At 74.3% G+C, this 19173-nt stretch carries 4 protein-coding genes; all 4 read left to right on the top strand.

Features of this window, described 5'->3' with window-relative positions:
• Nucleotides 1–31: 31 nt before the first annotated feature.
• The 4 genes from ACFVU7_RS41550 (at nucleotide 32) to ACFVU7_RS41535 (ending at nucleotide 19140) form a co-directional block, all read left to right on the top strand.
• Nucleotides 32–16525 (top strand): amino acid adenylation domain-containing protein, encoded by a 16494-nt coding sequence (locus tag ACFVU7_RS41550; RefSeq protein WP_388051480.1) that lies wholly within the window; start codon nucleotides 32–34, stop codon nucleotides 16523–16525.
• A 6-nt stretch (nucleotides 16526–16531) separates the two neighbouring features.
• The gene (locus ACFVU7_RS41545) at nucleotides 16532–17827 is read left to right on the top strand and encodes an MFS transporter (RefSeq protein WP_049650866.1); all 1296 of its coding nucleotides are present in this window, start codon (nucleotides 16532–16534) and stop codon (nucleotides 17825–17827) included.
• Nucleotides 17828–17945: 118 nt separating this feature from the next.
• Entirely contained in the window at nucleotides 17946–18758 is an 813-nt protein-coding gene (gene ddaH, locus ACFVU7_RS41540; protein ID WP_049650865.1) for a dimethylargininase, read from the top strand.
• A gap of 157 nt (nucleotides 18759–18915) precedes the next feature.
• Nucleotides 18916–19140 (top strand): hypothetical protein, encoded by a 225-nt coding sequence (locus tag ACFVU7_RS41535; RefSeq protein ID WP_117486792.1) that lies wholly within the window; start codon nucleotides 18916–18918, stop codon nucleotides 19138–19140.
• The last annotated feature ends 33 nt before the right edge of the window (nucleotides 19141–19173 follow it).

Below are 19173 nucleotides of genomic sequence, written 5' to 3'. Positions count from 1 at the left end.
GCCGTCAGTAGACCCGAGTAGAGGAAGCACCGTGATCCCGGTTTCGTACGCCCAACAGCGGCTCTGGCTGATCGACCAGATCGAGGGGCCGACCGCGCTGTACAACCTGCCGTTCGCCCTGCGCCTGCGCGGCGCGCTCGACACCGCCGCGCTGCGTGCCGCGACGGCGGACGTGGTCGCCCGGCACGAGGCCCTGCGCACGGTGTTCCCGGTGGCCGGGGGAGTCCCGGTGCAGCGGATCCTGCCGGCCGAGGAGGCGCGACCGCGCTTCCTGGCCGAGGACTGCGCACCGGCCGACTACCCGGCCCGCCGGGACGCCGCGGCCGCCGAGACCTTCGACCTGAGCAGCGAACTGCCCATCCGGGTCACGGTGTTCACCCTCTCCCCGACCGAGCACGTGCTGCTCGTGGTGCTCCACCACATCGCCGGCGACGGCTGGTCGCTCGGCCCGCTGCTGCGCGACCTCGCCGAGGCCTACCGGGCCCGGCTGGCCGGCGGCGCCCCCGACTGGGAGCCGCTGCCGATCCAGTACGCCGACTACGCGCTCTGGCAGCGCGACCTGCTCGGCGACGAGCACGACCCCGAGAGCCTGCTCGCCCGCCAACTCGCCCACTGGCGCGATGCGCTGGCCGGGCTGCCGGAGGAACTGGAACTGCCGACGGACCGCCCCCGGCCGCCCGCCCCCACCGGCGCCGCCGACTCCGTCGACCTCGCCTGGGACGCCGGCCTGCACACCGCCCTGCTCGACCTCGCCCACACCCACCGCACCACCCTGTTCACCGTCCTCCAGGCCGGCCTGGCCGCCCTGTTCACCCGGCTCGGCGCCGGCACCGACATCCCGCTCGGCACCGGCCTCGCCGGACGCGCCGACGAGGCCCTGGACGACCTGGTCGGCTTCTTCGTCAACTCCCTGGTCCTGAGAGCGGACACCTCCGGCGACCCGGGCTTCGCCGAGCTGCTCGGCCGGGTCCGGGAGGCCCAGCTCGACGCCTTCGCCAACCAGGACCTCCCCTTCGAGCGCCTCGTCGAGGAGCTCAACCCGCCCCGCGCGCTCGGCCGCCACCCGCTGTTCCAGACCCTGCTGGTGCTCCAGAACCACGGCCAGGGCGCCGAACTCGCCCTGCCCGGGCTGGAGTCCGCCCCCGAACCGATCGGCCTGCGGGTCGCCAAGTTCGACCTCAACATCGGCATCGCCGAACAGCACGGCCCCGACGGCGCCCCCGCCGGGCTCACCGGCTCGATCGAGTACGCCGCCGACCTCTACGACCGCGCCACCGTCACCGCCCTCGCCGAGCGGCTCGGCCGGCTGCTGGCCGGCGCCGCCGCCGACCCCCAGGCCCCCATCGGCACCCTGGAGCTGCTCGCCCCCGAGGAGCGCACCCGCGTCCTCACCGAGTGGAACGCCACCGACGCCCCCCGGTGGAGCGGCACCCTCGCCGAGTCCTTCGAGCGCCAGGCCGACCGCACCCCGCACGCCACCGCCCTCGTCCACGACGGCGGCACCCTCGACTACGCCGCACTCGACGCCCGCGCCAACCGGCTCGCCCACCACCTGACCGCCCTCGGCGTCGGCCCCGAGACCCCCGTCGCGATGCTGATGGAGCGCTCCGCCGACGTCGTCGTCGCCACCCTCGCCGTCCTCAAGGCCGGCGGCTGCTACGTCCCCATGCACCCCGGCCTGCCGCCCGAGCGGATGGCCGACGTGCTCGCCGACACCGGCGCCCCCGTCCTGCTCACCGACCGCGCCGACCCCGGCTTCCCGCACGGCGCCGCCGTGGTCCGCCCCGGCGACGAGGCCGGCGCCCCCGACCACCGCCCCGCCCTGCCCGTCCACCCGGACCGGCTCGCCTACGTGATGTACACCTCCGGCTCCACCGGCCGCCCCAAGGGCGTGGCCGTGCGCCACCGCGACGTCGTCGACCTCGCCGCCGACCGGCGCTGGCAGGACGGCCGCCACCAGCGCGTCCTGCTGCACTCCCCGCACGCCTTCGACGCCGCCACCTACGAGATCTGGACGCCCCTGCTGGCCGGCGGCACCGTCGTGGTCGCCCCGCCCGGCGCCCTCGACGCCACCGCCCTGCACGCCGTCACCGTCCGCCACGGCGTCACCGCCGTCTTCCTCACCAAGGCCCTGTTCGACCTCGTCGCCGAGCAGGCCCCGGAGACCTTCGCCGCCCTGCGCGTCGTCTGCACCGGCGGCGAGGCCGCCTCCGGCACCCTGCTGCGGCGCGTCCTGGACGCCTGCCCCGACCTGCTGCTCGCCCACGTCTACGGGCCCACCGAGACCACCACCTTCGCCACCCACCACCCGCTCGCCCCCGCCGACCTCGACGGCCCCCGGGTGCCGATCGGCGGCCCGCTGGACAACATGCGCGGCTACGTCCTGGACGCCCGGCTGCGCCCCGTGCCGCCCGGCGTCCCCGGCGAGCTGTACCTCGCCGGCGCCGGCCTGGCCCGCGGCTACCTCAACCGGCCCGGCCTGACCGCCGAACGCTTCGTCGCCTGCCCGTACCTGCCGGGCGAGCGCATGTACCGCACCGGCGACCTGGTCCGCCGGCGCGCCGACGGCGCCGTGGAGTTCCTCGGCCGGATCGACGGCCAGGTCAAGCTGCGCGGCTTCCGGATCGAGCTCGGCGAGATCGAGGCGGCGCTGTCCCGCCACCCCGCCGTCCGCCAGGTCATCGTGATCGCCCGCGAGGACCGCCCCGGCGACCTGCGGCTGGTCGCCTACTGCACCGCCGAGCCCGGGCTCACCCCGGACGGGCTGCGCTCCTTCGCCGGCACCGTGCTGCCCGGCTACATGGTCCCCGCCGCGGCCGTCCTGCTGGACGCCCTGCCGCTCAACGCCAACGGCAAGGTCGACCGCCGCGCCCTGCCCGCCCCCGACCTCGCCGCCGACGACACCGGGCGCGCCCCCCGCGACGAGCGCGAACGGGTGCTCTGCGAGCTCTACGGCGAACTCCTCGGCATCGACGACATCACCATCGACGACGACTTCTTCGCCCTCGGCGGCCACTCCCTGCTCGCCACCCGCCTGGTCGGCCGGGCGCGCACCGAACTCGGCGTCGAACTCGCCATCGGCGACCTCTTCCAGGCGCCCACCGTCGCCGGGCTCGCCGAGCGGATCGCCGAGCGCGCCGCCGGCGCCCCCGCCCAGGCCCGCCCGGCGCTGCGGCCCGCCGTGCGGCCCGAGCGGGTGCCGCTCTCCTTCGCCCAGCGCCGCCTCTGGTTCCTCGCCCAGGCCGAGGGCCCCACCGCCACCTACAACATCACCCTCGCCCTGCGGCTGCGCGGCCCGCTCGACCCCGCCGCCCTGGCGGACGCCCTCGGCGACACCGTCCGGCGGCACGAGGCGCTGCGCACCGTCTTCGCCGAGCACGACGGCACCCCGTACCAGCGCATCCTGGACGGGCCCGTGGCCCCGCTGCTCACCACCACCGACCGCCCGGTGGACGAACTCGCCCGGCACGGCTTCGACCTCGCCGCCGACCTGCCCGTGCACGCCTACCTGCGGCCCGAGGGCCCGGACGAGCACGTCCTGGTCCTGGTCCTGCACCACATCGCCGGGGACGGCGCCTCGCTCGGCCCGCTCTACCGCGACCTCACCGACGCCTACCGGGCCCGCCAGGCCGGCCACGCCCCCGACTGGGAGCCGCTGCCCGTCCAGTACGCCGACCACGCGCTGTGGCAGCACGGACTGCTCGGCGACGAGGACGACCCGCAGAGCCTGGCAGCCCGCCAACTCGCCCACTGGCGCGAGGCGTTGGCCGGGCTGCCGGAGGAGCTGGCACTGCCCGCGGACCGCCCCCGGCCGCCGGTCGCCAGCCATCGCGGCGCCGTCGTCCCGCTGGAGCTCGACGCGGACCTGCACGCCCGGCTCGCCGACCTCGCCGCCGAGCACGGCGCGACGCTCTTCATGGTCCTCCAGGCCGCCTACGCCACCCTGCTGCACCGCTTCGGCGCCGGCACCGACCTGCCGATCGGCACCCCGGTGGCCGGGCGCCTCGACGAGGCCGCCACCGACCTGGTCGGCTACTTCGCCAACACCCTGGTGCTGCGCACCGACCTCTCCGGCCGGCCGAGCTTCGCCGAACTGCTGCGCCGCGTCCGGGAGACCGACCTCGCCGCGTACGAGCACCAGGACACGCCGTTCGAGCGCCTGGTCGAGGAGTTCAACCCGGTCCGCTCGCTGGCCCGGCACCCGCTGTTCCAGGTGATGCTGACCTTCGCCGCCGCCGCCGAGGGCGGCCCCGCCTTCCCCGGCGTGACGGCCGCCGAGGAGCCGGTGGAGTACGGCACCGCCAAGTTCGACCTCAAGCTGGCGCTGACCGAGCGCCACCGCGCCGACGGCACCCCGGACGGGCTCGCGGGCGGGCTGGAGTACGCCACCGACCTGTTCGACCCGGAGACCGCGCAGCGGCTGGCCGACGTACTGGCCCTGATCCTGCGGCAGGCCGCCGCCGACCCGGAGCTCAGCGTCGCGGCGGCCGGGCTGACGCCCGCGGGCGGGGCGGCCGAACTCCGCCACTCCGCAGGGCTGTTGGCTTCGGAGGTGCCGCTGCTTCCGGCGGTGTTCGAGGAGCGGGCGGCGGCCACGCCGGAGGCGGTGGCGCTGGTGTGCGGCGAGGAGGTGCTGACGTACCGGGAGTTGGACGCGCGGGCCTCCCGGCTCGCGGGCCGGCTGGTCGGTGCCGGGGTGACGTCGGGCGCGATGGTGGCGCTGGCGCTGCCGCGCTCGGTGGAGTCCGTGGTCGGGCTGCTCGCGGTGCTCAAGGCGGGCGGGGTGTACCTGCCGCTGGACGCCGAGTATCCGGCGGACCGCACGGCCTACACCCTGACGAACGCCGGGCCCGCGCTGGTGCTGACCGACGGCCGCTGGCCGCTGCCCGAACTGCTCGCCGAATTCCAGGTGTTGGACGTCACCGACGCGCCGGGTCCGGTGGAGTTCACCAGGCCTGTCCTGGGCGGGGCGGACGCGGCGTACGTGATCCACACCTCCGGCTCGACGGGCCGCCCGAAGGGCGTGGTGGTCTCGCACGGGAGCATCGCCGCCCTGCTGGCCGGCCACCGCGCGACGCTGGTCGCGGACGCGGAGGCGGCGCACGGCAGACTGCGGGTCGCGTTGACGGCTTCGCTCTGCTTCGACGCCTCGATGGAGGTCGTGCTGTGGATGGTCGCCGGGCACGAACTGCACCTGATCGGTGACGAGGTGCGTCGGGACGCCCGGCAGTTGGTCCGCCACGTCCACGCGGTCGGGCTGGACGCGCTGCACGTGACCCCGTCGTACGCCGAGCAGCTGGTCGAGGAGGGGCTGCTGGAGGAGCCCGCGCCGAAGCTGCTGCTGCTCGGTGGCGAGGCCATCGGGCAGGGCCTGTGGACCAGGCTGTGCGCGGCTCCGCTGACCGCCGGCCACACCATGTACGGCCCGACCGAGTCCACCGTGCACGCCCTCACCCGTCCCTTCGACGGCGCGGACCGGCCGGTGCTCGGCCAGACCGTCGCCGGGACCACCGGGTACGTGCTGGACGAGAACCTGAACCAGGCGCCGGTCGGCGTCCCCGGGGAGCTGTACCTGGCCGGCGCCGGACTGGCCCGGGGGTACCTGGGCCAGTCCGCTCTCACGGCCGAGCGGTTCGTCGCCAGCCCGTTCGTGGCGGGTGAGCGGATGTACCGCACCGGGGACCTGGTGCGCCGGGCCCGGGACGGCGAGCTGGAGTACCTCGGCCGGACCGACAACCAGGTGAAGATCCGCGGCTTCCGGATCGAACCCGGCGAGATCGAGGCCGTGCTGGCCGGCCACCCGGCCGTGCGCCAGGCCGCCGTGCTGCCCGACGACAGCGGCCGGCGCCTGGTCGCCTACCTGGTCGCCGACGGCCCCCTCGACGCGGCCGCCCTGCGATCCTTCGCCGCCGAGTCGCTGCCCGGCTACATGGTCCCGGCCGCCTTCGTGGAGCTCGACGCCCTGCCGCTGACCGCCAACGGCAAGCTGGACCGCGCCGCGCTCCCGGCCCCCGACTTCGCCGCGCTGGCCGGCGGCCGGGCCGCCCGCACCCCGCAGGAGGAGATCCTCTGCGGCCTGTTCCGCGAGGTGCTCGGCCTCGACGTGGTCGGCGCCGACGACGACTTCTTCGAGCTCGGCGGCCACTCGCTGCTCGCCATCCGGCTGCTCAGCCGGGTCCGCGCGACGCTGGGCGCGGAACTCGGCATCCGGGACGTCTTCGAGGCGCCGACACCGGCCGGGCTCGCCGCCTGCCTCGGATCGGGGGCGGAGCGTCTCGCGCTGACCGCCTACGTCGAGCGGCCGGAGCGGGTGCCGCTCTCCTTCGCCCAGCAGCGGCTCTGGCTGATCGACCGGATCGAGGGGCCGAGCGCCCTCTACAACTCGCCGCTGGCGCTGCGCCTGACCGGCGAGCTGGACCAGGCGGCGCTGGAACGCGCCCTGGGCGACCTGGTCGCCCGGCACGAGGTCCTGCGCACGCTGGTGGTGGAGACCGACGGCGAACCGCACCAGCTGATCCTGCCGGTCGGGGCGGCATCGGTGCCCTTCGAGGTCCGGGACTGCCCGGCCGAGGAGGTCGGCGAGTCCGTCGACGCGGCCTCCCGCCGGCCCTTCGACCTGGCGGCCGAACTCCCGGTGCGCGCCCTGCTGTTGCGGGTCGACGCCGAGGAACACGTGCTGGTCCTGGTACTGCACCACATCGCGAGCGACGGCTGGTCGACCCGCAAGCTGGTGCGCGACCTCGCCGCCGCCTACGCGGCGCGGACGGCCGGAACCGCGCCGCGACAGGCGCCGCTGCCCGTCCAGTACGCCGACTACGCGCTCTGGCAGCGCGACCTGCTCGGCGACGAGGCCGACGAGGAGAGCCTCTTCTCCCGCCAACTCGCCTACTGGAACGAGACCCTGGCCGGAATGCCGGAAGAGCTGGCGCTCCCGGCGGACCGCCCCAGGAGCACCGCCGCCAGCCACCAGGGCGACCGGGTGGCGCAGCTGCTCGACGTCGAACTCCACCGTGCGCTGCGGACCCTGGCGCGCGAGCAGCGGGTGACGATGTTCATGGCCATCCAGGCCGCCTTCGCCGCCCTGCTCACCCGGCTCGGCGCGGGCACCGACGTGCCGATCGGCTCCGTGGTCGCCGGGCGCTCCGACGAGGCGCTGGACGAACTGGTCGGCTTCTTCGTCAACACCCTGGTGCTGCGCACCGACACCTCGGGCAACCCGAGCTTCACCGAGCTGCTGGCCCGGGTCCGGGAGACCGACCTCGGCGCCTACGCCCACCAGGACGTGCCGTTCGAGCGCCTGGTCGAGGAGCTGAATCCGACCCGCTCGCTGGCCCGGCACCCGCTCTTCCAGGTCGCGATGGTGCTCCAGAACAACGAGCAGGCCGACGCCTCCTCGTCCGGCCTGTGGAACGGGGTGCTGCCGGCCGCCACCGGGGTCGCCAAGTTCGACCTCAACGTGACCGCCCAGGAGCTCTTCGGCCCGGACGGTGAGCCCGCCGGGATCGACTTCGCGCTCGACTATGCGACGGACCTGTTCGACCAGGAGACGGCCGAGGCGATCGTCCGCCACTTCGCCGGCCTGCTGGCGGCGGCCGTCGAGCGGCCGGACACCCGGATCGGGGCACTGCCGCTGGTGAGCCCGGCGGAGCTGGCCGAACTGCTGGGCGGTGCCACGCCGTTGGCTTCGGAGGTGCCGCTGCTTCCGGCGGTGTTCGAGGAGCAGGTGGCGGCCACGCCGGAGGCGGTGGCGCTGGTGTGCGGTGAGGAGGTGCTGACGTACCGGGAGTTGGACGCACGGGCCGGACGGCTTGCGGGTCGGTTGGTCGGTGCGGGGGTGACGCCTGGCGCGGTGGTGGCGATCGCCTTGCCGCGCTCGGTGGAGTCGGTGGTCGGGCTGCTCGCGGTGCTCAAGGCGGGTGGGGTGTACCTGCCGCTGGACGCCGAGTACCCGGCGGAGCGTACCGGGCACATCCTGGCGGACGCCGAGCCGGCGCTGGTGCTGACGGACAGCCGCTGGCCGCTGCCCGAGGTGCTGGCCGAGCTGCCGGTGTTGGACGTCACGGACGTTCCCGGACCGGTGGAGTTCGCCAGGCCCGTCCTGGGCTGGGCGGACGCGGCGTACGTGATCCACACGTCCGGCTCGACCGGTCGCCCGAAGGGTGTGGTGGTCTCGCACGGCAGCCTCGCGGCCCTGCTGGCGGGCCATCGGGCGACGCTGGTCGCGGACGCGGAGGCGGCGCACGGTCGGCTGCGGGTGGCGTTGACGGCTTCGCTCTGCTTCGACGCCTCGATGGAGGTGGTGCTGTGGATGGTCGCCGGGCACGAGTTGCACCTGATCGGTGACGAGGTGCGCCGGGACGCGCGGCAGTTGGTCCGCCACGTCCGCGAGGTCGGGCTGGACGCGTTGCACGTGACTCCGTCGTACGCCGAGCAGTTGGTCGAGGAGGGGCTGCTGGAGGAGCCCGCGCCGAAGCTGCTGCTGCTCGGTGGCGAGGCCATCGGGCAGGGCCTGTGGACCAGGCTGTGCGCGGCTCCGCTGACCGCAGGCCACACCATGTACGGCCCGACCGAGTCCACCGTGCACGCCCTCACCCGGCCGCTTGACGGCGTGGACCGGCCGGTGCTCGGCCGGGCTGTCGCGGGGACGGCCGGGTACGTGCTGGACGAGCACCTGAACCTGGTCCCGCGTGGGGTGGCGGGCGAGTTGTACCTGGCGGGTGCCGGACTGGCCCGCGGGTACCTGGGACGCGCCGCGCTGACGGCGGAGCGGTTCGTCGCCAGCCCGTTCGTCGCGGGTGAGCGGATGTACCGGACTGGGGACCTGGTGCGTCGTGCCCGTGACGGCGAGCTGGAGTACCTGGGCCGGACCGACGACCAGGTGAAGATCCGTGGTTTCCGGATCGAACTCGGTGAGATCGAGGCGGTGTTGGCGGCCCACCCGGCTGTCCGTCAGGCCGTGGTGACCGTTCGGGAGAGCGAGGACGGGGACCGTCGGCTGATCGCCTACTGCGCGGTGGCCGAGGACGCCGGCCCCGAGCTCGGTAGCGCGCTGCGCCGGTTCACGGCCGAGTCGCTGCCCGGCTACATGGTCCCGGCCGCCGTGGTGACGCTCGACGCCCTGCCGCTGACCGCCAACGGCAAGCTGGACCGCGCCGCGCTCCCGGCCCCCGACTTCGCCGCGCTGGCCGGCGGCCGGGCGGCCCGCACCCCGCAGGAGGAGATCCTCTGCGGCCTGTTCGCCGAGGTGCTCGGCCTGGACGCGGTCGGGGTGGAGGACGACTTCTTCGCGCTGGGCGGGCACTCACTGCTCGCGACCCGGCTGCTCAGCCGGGTGCGCTCGACGCTGGCCGCGGAGTTGGCCGTCCGGGACGTCTTCGAGGCGCCGACGCCGGCCGGGCTGGCCGCCCGCCTCGGTTCGGGGGCGGAGCGTCTCGCGCTGACCGCTCACGCCGAGCGGCCGGAGCGGGTGCCGCTCTCCTTCGCGCAGCAGCGGCTCTGGCTGATCGACCGGATGGAGGGGCCCAGTGCGGTGTACAACCTGCCGCTGGTGCTCCGCGTGGCGGGCGAGCTGGACACCGACGCCCTCGGCTCGGCCCTGGGCGACCTGGTCGCCCGGCACGAGGCCCTGCGCACGCTGGTGGTGGAGACCGACGGCGAACCGCACCAGCTGATCCTGCCGGTCGGGGCGGCATCGGTGCCCTTCGAGGTCCGGGACTGCCCGGCCGACGAGGTCGGCGAGTCCGTCGACGCGGCCTCCCGCCGGCCCTTCGACCTGGCGGCCGAACTCCCGGTGCGCGCCCTGCTGTTGCGGGTCTCCTCGGAAGATCACGTGCTGGTCCTGGTGCTGCACCACATCGCCGGTGACGGGTGGTCGATGGGTCCGCTGCTGCGTGACCTCGCCGCCGCCTATGCGGCGCGGACGGCGGGTACGGTGCCCGGGTGGGCGCCGCTGCCTGTCCAGTACGCCGACTACGCGCTCTGGCAGCGCGACCTGCTCGGCGACGAGGCCGACGAGGAGAGCCTCATCTCCCGCCAACTCGCCTACTGGAACGAGGCCCTGGCCGGAATGCCGGAGGAGCTGGCGTTGCCGGCGGACCGTCCGCGGGGTGCCGTCGCCAGCCACCAAGGCGGCCGGGTGGTGCTTCCGTTGGGTGCCGAACTGCACCGTGCGCTGGTGACGTTGGCGCGTGAGCAGCGGGTGACGATGTTCATGGCCGCGCAGGCGGCGTTCGCCGCCCTGCTCACCCGGCTCGGTGCCGGAACGGACATCCCGATCGGATCGGTGACGGCGGGGCGCTCGGACGAGGCGGTGGACCAGCTGGTCGGCTTCTTCGTCAACACGCTGGTGCTGCGGACCGACACCTCGGGCAACCCGAGCTTCACCGAGCTGCTGGCCCGGGTCCGGGAGACCCAGCTCGACGCCCATGCCCACCAGGACGTGCCGTTCGAGCGCCTGGTCGAGGAGCTCAACCCGACCCGCTCGCTGGCCCGGCACCCGCTGTTCCAGGTGATGCTGGTCCTTCAGGGCGGCGGTGACACGGCGCCGCTGGACGCGACCGGGCTGGACGTCTCGGTCGAGCCGTCCGGTCGTGCGGTCGCCAAGTTCGACCTGAGTGTCGGCATCGGTGAGTCCTTCGGTCCGGACGGCGCACCGGCCGGTCTGGAGTGCGTGGTCGACTTCGCGACGGACCTGTTCGACCGGGAGACGGTCGAGGCGATCGCCGTCCGGTTCGGCCGGCTGCTGGCCGCCGTCGCGGCCGGTCCGGACCTGCCGATCGGCAGGGCGGAGCTGCTGTCCTCGGCGGAGCGGGCCGAACTGCTGGGCGGTGCCGAGCCGTTGGCTTCGGATGTGCCGCTGCTTCCGGCGGTGTTCGAGGAGCAGGTGGCGGCCACGCCGGAGGCGGTGGCGCTGGTGTGCGGCGATGAGGTGCTGACGTACCGGGAGTTGGATGCGCGGGCCGGACGGCTTGCGGGTCGGCTGGTCGGTGCGGGGGTGACGCCCGGTGCGGTGGTGGCGTTGGCGCTGCCGCGCTCGGTGGAGTCGGTGGTCGGGCTGCTCGCGGTGCTGAAGGCGGGCGGGGTATACCTGCCGCTGGACGCCGGGTACCCGGCGGAGCGCACGGCCTACACCCTGGCGGATGCCGAGCCCGTTCTCGTGCTGACCGACGGCCGGTGGCCGCTGCCCGAACTGCTGGCAGAAATCCCGGTGTTGGACGTCACGGACGCGCCGGGATCGGCACAGGGTCCCCTGATCGCCCTGGGCGCAGCGGACGCGGCGTACGTGATCTACACCTCCGGCTCGACCGGCCGCCCGAAGGGTGTGGTGGTTTCGCACGGGAGCCTCGCCGCTCTGCTGGCCGGCCACCGGGCGGGCATGACGGCGGGGGAGGAGAGCCGGAAGTTCGCGCTGACGGCCTCGCTCTGCTTCGACGCCTCCTGGGAGGGCCTGCTGTGGATGGTGGTCGGGCATGAACTGCACCTGATCGACGACGAGGTCCGCCGGGACGCCGGGCAACTGGTCCGCCATGTGCGTGAGTCGGCGATCGACGTGGTGAACGCCACCCCGTCCTTCCTGGTCCAACTGGTCGAGGAGGGCCTGTTGGAGGCGCCGGCACCGGGCGTCGTGCTGGTGGGCGGCGAGGCCGTCGGCCAGGCACTGTGGACGCGACTGCGGGAGACCCCGGGACTGCGGGCGTACAACCTGTACGGCCCGACCGAGTCCACCGTGGAGGCCCTGGAGCAGCCGCTCGACGGTTCGGACCGGCCGGTGCTCGGCCGGGCCGTCGCGGGGACCGCCGGGTACGTTCTGGACGAGCACCTGAACCCGGTGCCCGTCGGCATCCCCGGGGAGCTGTACCTGGCCGGTGCCGGCCTGGCCCGGGGGTACCTGGGACGCGCCGCGCTCACGGCGGAGCGGTTCGTCGCCAGCCCGTTCGTCGCGGGTGAGCGGATGTACCGTACCGGTGACCTGGTGCGTCGTGCCCGGGACGGTGAGCTGGAGTACCTGGGCCGGACCGACGACCAGGTGAAGATCCGTGGCTTCCGGATCGAACTCGGTGAGATCGAGGCGGTGTTGGCGGCCCACCCGGCTGTCCGTCAGGCCGTGGTGACCGTTCGGGAGAGCGAGGACGGGGACCGTCGGCTGATCGCCTACTGCGCGGTGGCCGAGGATTCCACCTCCGAACTCGGTGGCGCGCTGCGCCGGTTCACCGCCGAGTCGCTGCCCGGCTACATGGTCCCGGCCGCCGTGGTGACGCTCGATGCCCTGCCGCTGACCGGCAGCGGCAAGGTCGACCACCGTGCCCTGCCCGAACCCGACCTGGCAGCATTCGCGCCGGCCGGTGGCCGGGCGGCCCGTACGCCGCAGGAGGAGATCCTGTGCGGTCTGTTCGCGGAGGTGCTCGGCCTGGACGTCGTCGGGGTGGAGGACGACTTCTTCGCGCTGGGCGGGCACTCGTTGCTCGCGACCCGGCTGCTCAGCCGGGTCCGTTCGACGCTGGCTGCCGAGTTGGCCGTTCGGGACGTCTTCGAGGCGCCGACGCCGGCCGGGCTGGCGGCCCGCCTCGGTTCGGGGGCGGAGCGTCTCGCGCTGACCGCTCACGCCGAGCGGCCGGAGCGGGTGCCGCTGTCCTTCGCGCAGCAGCGGCTCTGGCTGATCGACCGGATGGAGGGGCCGAGTGCGGTGTACAACCTGCCGCTGGTGCTCCGTGTGACGGGTGAGCTGGACACCGACGCCCTCGGTTCGGCCCTGGGCGACCTGGTCGCCCGGCACGAGGTCCTGCGCACGCTGATCGAGGAGGAGGACGGCACCCCGTACCAGCGCGTCCTGCCGGCCTGGGCGGCCCGGGTGCCCGTCGAGCTGCTGCCCGAGGGCACCGCGCCGGAGGCCTGCACCGGGCGCCCGTTCGACCTGGCCGCCGACCTGCCGATCCGGGCCCACCTGATCCCGGCCGGGCAGGCCGAGTACCTGCTGGTCCTGGTGCTGCACCACATCGCCGGTGACGGGTGGTCGATGGGTCCGCTGCTGCGGGACCTCGCCGCCGCCTACGCGGCGCGGACGGCGGGCACCGTGCCCGGGTGGGCGCCGCTGCCCGTCCAGTACGCCGACTACGCGCTCTGGCAGCGCGAGCTGCTCGACGAAGCGGACCAGGACGGCCCGATGGAACGCCAACTCGGCTACTGGCGCGAGGCGCTGGCCGATCTTCCGGAGGAGCTGGCGCTGCCGGCGGACCGTCCGCGGGGTGCCGTGGCCAGCCACCGGGGTGACCGGGTGGTGCTTCCGCTGGGTGCCGAACTGCACCGTGCGCTGGTGACGTTGGCGCGTGAGCAGCGGGTGACGATGTTCATGGCCGCGCAGGCGGCGCTCGCCGCTCTGCTGACCCGGCTCGGTGCGGGCACCGATGTGCCGATCGGTTCGGTGACGGCGGGGCGCTCGGACGAGGCGGTGGACCAGCTGGTCGGCTTCTTCGTCAACACCCTGGTGTTGCGCACGGACACCTCGGGCAATCCGAGTTTCACGGAGCTGTTGGGCCGGGTCCGGGAGACCCAGCTCGATGCGCATGCCCATCAGGACGTGCCGTTCGAGCGCCTGGTCGAGGAGCTCAACCCGACTCGTTCGCTGGCCCGGCATCCGCTGTTCCAGGTGATGCTGGTCCTTCAGGGCGGTGGCGACACGGCACCGCTGGACGCGACCGGGCTGGACGTCTCCGTGGAATCGTCCGGTCGTGCGGTCGCCAAGTTCGACCTGAGTGTCGGCATCGGTGAGTCCTTCGGTCCGGACGGCGCACCGGCCGGTCTGGAGTGCGTGGTCGACTTCGCGACGGACCTCTTCGACCGGGAGACGGCAGAGGCGATGGTCCGCCACTTCGCCGGCCTGCTGGCGGCGGCCGTCGAGCGGCCGGACACCCGGATCGGGGCGCTGCCGTTGGTGAGTCAGGAGGAGCGGGCCGAACTGCTCGGTGCTGCGCGGCCGTTGGCTTCGGAGGTGCCGTTGCTTCCGGCGGTGTTCGAGGAGCAGGTGGCGGCCACGCCGGAGGCGGTGGCGCTGGTGTGCGGCGAAGAGGTGCTGACGTATCGGGAGTTGGATGCGCGGGCCGGACGGCTCGCGGGTCGGCTGATCGGTGCCGGGGTGACGCCCGGTGCGGTGGTGGCGTTGGCGCTGCCGCGCTCGGTGGAGTCGGTGGTCGGGCTGCTCGCGGTGCTCAAGGCGGGCGGGGTGTACCTGCCGCTGGACGCCGGGTACCCGGCGGAGCGCACGGCCTACACCCTGGCGGACGCCGAGCCCGCGCTGGTGCTGACCGACGACCGGTGGCCGCTGCCCGAACTGCTGGCAGAACTCCCGGTGTTGGACGTCACGGACATGCCCGGACCGGTGGAGTTCACCAGGCCCGTCCTGGACGGGGCGGACGCTTCCTACGTGATCTACACCTCCGGCTCGACCGGCCGCCCGAAGGGTGTGGTGGTCTCGCACGGCAGTCTCGCCGCTCTGCTGGCCGGCCACCGGGCGGGCATGATGGCGGGGGAGGAGAACCGGAAGTTCGCGCTGACGGCCTCGCTCTGCTTCGACGCCTCCTGGGAGGGCCTGCTGTGGATGGTGGTCGGGCATGAACTGCACCTGATCGGCGACGACCTGCGCCTCGACGCGGCCGCGCTGGTCCGCCACCTCGGTTCGCACGGCATCGACGTGGTGAACGCCACCCCGTCCTTCGTGGCCCAACTCGTCGAGGAGGGCCTGCTGGAGGCGCCGGCACCGGGCGTCGTGCTGGTGGGCGGCGAGGCCGTCGGCCAGGCACTGTGGACGCGACTGCGGGAGACCCCGGGGCTGCGGGCGTACAACCTGTACGGCCCGACGGAGTCCACCGTGGAGGCCCTGGAGCAGCCGCTCGACGGTTCGGACCGCCCGGTGCTCGGCCAGGCCGTCGCCGGGACCGCCGGGTACGTGCTGGACGAGCACCTGAACCCGGTGCCCGTCGGCATCCCCGGGGAGCTGTACCTGGCGGGCGCCGGACTGGCCCGCGGGTACCTGGGCCGCGCCGCGCTCACGGCGGAGCGGTTCGTCGCCAGCCCGTTCACCCCCGGCGAGCGGATGTACCGCACCGGGGACCTGGTGCGCCGCGCCCGGGACGGTGAGCTGGAGTACCTCGGCCGTACCGACGACCAGGTGAAGATCCGCGGCTTCCGGATCGAACTCGGCGAGATCGAGCAGGTGTTGACGACTCACCCCGAGGTCGCCGCGGCCGTCGTCCGGCCGGACGACAGCGGCACCCGACTGGTCGCCTACCTGGTCACCGACCGCCCGCTCGATCCGGCCGGACTGCGGGCCTTCACCGCCGAGCGGCTGCCCGCCCACATGGTGCCCGCCGCCTTCGTCGCACTGCCCGCCCTGCCACTGACCGGCAGCGGGAAGGTCGACCACCGCGCCCTGCCCGCACCGGAGTTCGCCGCCCACCCGGCCGGCCGCCCGGCCCGCACCCCGCGCGAGCAGCTGCTCTGCACCCTGTTCGCCGAGACCCTCGGCCTGGAGCGCGTCGGCATCGACGACGACTTCTTCGATCTGGGCGGGCACTCCCTGCTCGCCATGAAACTGCTCTCGCGCGTCCGCACCGCCCTCGGTGTCGATCTCGGCATGCGGGCGCTGTTCGAGGCGCCCACGGTGGCCGGGCTGGACGGCCGGCTCGACCAGGGCCCGGCGGCCGACGCCCTGGACGTGCTGCTGCCCCTGCGCACCGGCGGCGACCGGCCCCCGCTGTTCTGCGTCCACCCGGCGGCCGGCATCAGCTGGGTCTACTCCGGGCTGCTGCGCCACCTCGACCCGGGGCAGCCGGTGTACGGCCTCCAGGCCCGCGGCCTGCGCGGCGGGGCGCCGGCCAGCGTCACCGAGATCGCCGAGGACTACGTACGGCAGATCCGCGCCGTCCACCCGTCCGGCCCGTACCACCTGCTGGGCTGGTCCTTCGGTGCGGTGGTCGCCCAGGAGATGGCCGTCCGGCTCCAGGCCGAGGGCGCGCCGGTCGGGCTGCTGGCCCTGCTGGACGGTGGCCCTGCGGTCCGCACCGTTGCCGCCCCGCCGTCCGAACCCGCCGACACGGTGGACGAGTTGCTGCGTTCGCTGGGCTACGACCCGGCGGACGGCAGCGGCCAGGCCGATCTGGCGGCGGTGCTCGGCGAGGCCGCGCACGTCCTGCCCGAGGTGTTCGACCGGCACCGCAAACTGATGGCCGAGCACCGGCCCCAGCACTACCGGGGCGATGCCGTCTTCTTCGGCGCCACCCTCGGCAAGCCGGCCGACTGGCCGTACGAGGAGGCCTGGCGGCCTCACCTGGACGGGCTGATCGAGGGCCACCGGCTGCCGTTCGGCCACGGCGACCTGGCCCGGCCGGAGCCGCTCGCCCGGATCGCCGCCGTCCTCGCCGACAAGCTGCGGCCCGAGAGCGCCGGCACCACCGACAACGCAGGCACCACCGACAACGCCGGCACCACCGACAACGCCGAGAAGTCCCAGAACACCGAGAAGTCCGGAGCGTGAGCCGCGATGACCACCACCGTCCCGATCGAGTCACCGGCACCGCCGGACCGGCCGCGCAGCAGGTGGGGCCTGTGGGCCCACGGGGACTTCCGCCGGCTCTGGATCGGTGAGACCACCAGCAACTTCGGTACGGCCGTCGGGAGCGTGGCGCTGTCCCTGGTGGCCGTGGTCACCCTGGGCGCCAGCCCCCTCGCGGTGGGCGTGATCAACGCGGCCGCCTGGCTGCCCTGGCTGTTCCTCGGCCTGCTGGCCGGCGCCTGGGTGGACCGCTGGCCCCGGCTGCGGGTGATGCTGGTCTGCGACCTGCTGCTGCTCCTCCTCTTCGGCAGCGTGCCGGTGGCCAGTTGGCTGGGGGTTCTCTCGCTGGCCCACCTGGTGGTGGTGGCCCTGCTGACCGGGGCGGTGAAGGTGTTCTTCTCCACCGCCTACGGCGCGGTGCTGCCCACCCTGGTCGGCAAGGCCGACCTGCTGGAGGCCAACGTCAAGCTGCGCTCCGGCGCCTCGGCGGCCGAGATCGCCGGCCCGGGCGCGGCCGGTCTGCTCTCCCAGGCGTTCGGCGCCGCCAGCGGGATGTTCGCGGACTCGCTCACCTACCTGGTGTCGGCGGTGTTCCTGCGGCGGATCAGGACGGAGGAGCGCCCCCCGCCGGTGTCCGAGCGGCGCGGCATCCCGCGCGAGATCGGCGAGGGCGTCCGGTTCCTGCTGCGCGACCCGTACCTGCGCACGTTCGCCTGCTTCGCGGCGGTCGGCAACCTGGGGCTGAACGGCATCCAGGCGGTGCAGACGGTCTTCCTGGTGCGCAGTGTGGGGCTCGAACCGGGCGCGGTGGGCGGGGTGTTCGCGCTGGTGAGCGTCGGCGGACTGGCCGGCGCGATGCTGGCCGGACGGGTCGCCCGCAAGCTGGGCAGCGCCCGTGGGCTGCTGGTCTGCGAACTGGTGGTCGCGCCCTTCATCCTGCTGCTGCCGCTGGCGGGCGACCGGCTGCCGCTGGTGGTCAGCGCGCTCGCCTGGGCGGTCGCGGTCTGCGGGGTGGTGGCGGGCAACGTCCTCGCCGGCAGCTTCTCCCAGGGCTACTGCCCGCCCGCGATGATCGGCCGGATCCGGGCCAGCTCCGCGACCCTCAACTACAGCGCGATCCCGGTGGGCGCCCTGCTCGGCGGCTACCTCGGCGAGGCGATCGGCGCCCGCAGCACGATCTGGCTGATGGCGGGCGTGCTGCTGTCGGCGGGCGCGGTGCTGCTGGCCAGCCCGCTGCGCGGCCTGCGCGACTTCCCGACCCGGCCGCCGGCCCCCACCGCCTGACCGGCCCCCGCCTGCACCGCTCGCACCGCCCGTACTGCCCGTACTGCCCGTACTGCCCGTACTGCCTGTGCCGCCGTACCGCCCCTGCCGCCCGTACCCGACTTCCGAGGAGCTTCCGATGGCCCGCACCGCCCGCCCGCGCCACTACCTGATGTGCCGTCCGACCCACTTCGACGTCACCTACGCGATCAACCCCTGGATGGACCCGGCGAAGCCGGTGGACACCGACCTGGCCGTCGCCCAGTGGGAGCGGCTGCACGCCCTGTACGGCGAGCTCGGCCACCGGGTCGACCTGATCGACCCGCTGCCCGGCCTGCCCGACATGGTCTACGCGGCCAACGGCGCCACCGTGGTGGACGGCAGGGTGCTCGGGGCGCGCTTCCGCAACACCGAGCGGGCCGCCGAGGGCCCGGCCTACCTGGAGTGGTTCCGCGCCCGGGGCTTCGAGACCCGCGACCCGGAGTACGTCAACGAGGGCGAGGGGGACCTGCTGACGACGGCGAGCTACGTGCTGGCCGGGCGGGGCTTCCGCAGCGTGGCCGACGGACACGCGGAGGCGCAGGAGTTCTTCGGCCGCCCGGTGGTCGGCCTGGAGCTGGTCGACCCGCGCTTCTACCACCTGGACACCGCGCTCGCCGTGCTGGACGGCGACGAGATCATGTACAACCCGGAGGCCTTCTCGGCCGGCAGCCGTGCCGTGCTGCGGCGGCTGTTCCCGGACGCGCTGCTGGCGGACCGGGCCGACGCGGAGGTGTTCGGCCTCAACGCGATCAGCGACGGCCTGCACGTGGTGCTGCCGGAGGCGGCCGTGGGACTGGCCTCGCGACTGCGCGAGCGCGGCTTCCGGCCGATCGGGATGGACCTCAGCGAGCTGCTCAAGGGCGGCGGCAGCGTGAAGTGCTGCACCCTGGAGATCCGCGCGACGGCCTGAGCGGGCGGCCTGAGCGGGCGGCCCACCGAGCACCGGTGATCATTGGTGATCACCGGTGCTCGACTGTAGATCGACCGTTGAACGCTCCCGGCCAGACTGGTGCCACACCACGACGGAACCCCTTCCCAGCAGGGAAGCGAGCCGAGGAGTACCAGAGATGACGCAGCGTCCGGCCACCACCATCCGCACCCGCCTCCGGCTGTTCACGGTCGGCCTCGGGGTGACCGTCGCCCTGGGCGCCGGCCTCTCGGTGACGGTCGCCGGGGCGGCGGCCGACGCCGGGGTGGCGACGGTGGTGAGCGGTGGCGGCGCGACGCCGACGCCCACCCCGACCCCCACCCCGACCGGCGGCAACGGCGACTGGAACAGCACCGGTTCCTGAGCACACCGGTTCCTGAACACATCGGCTCCTGAG

Origin of the sequence: Kitasatospora sp. NPDC058046, from assembly GCF_042885595.1 — a bacterium.
Taxonomy (GTDB): Bacteria; Actinomycetota; Actinomycetes; order Streptomycetales; family Streptomycetaceae; genus Kitasatospora.
This window is presented reverse-complemented; position numbering and strand designations above follow the sequence as displayed.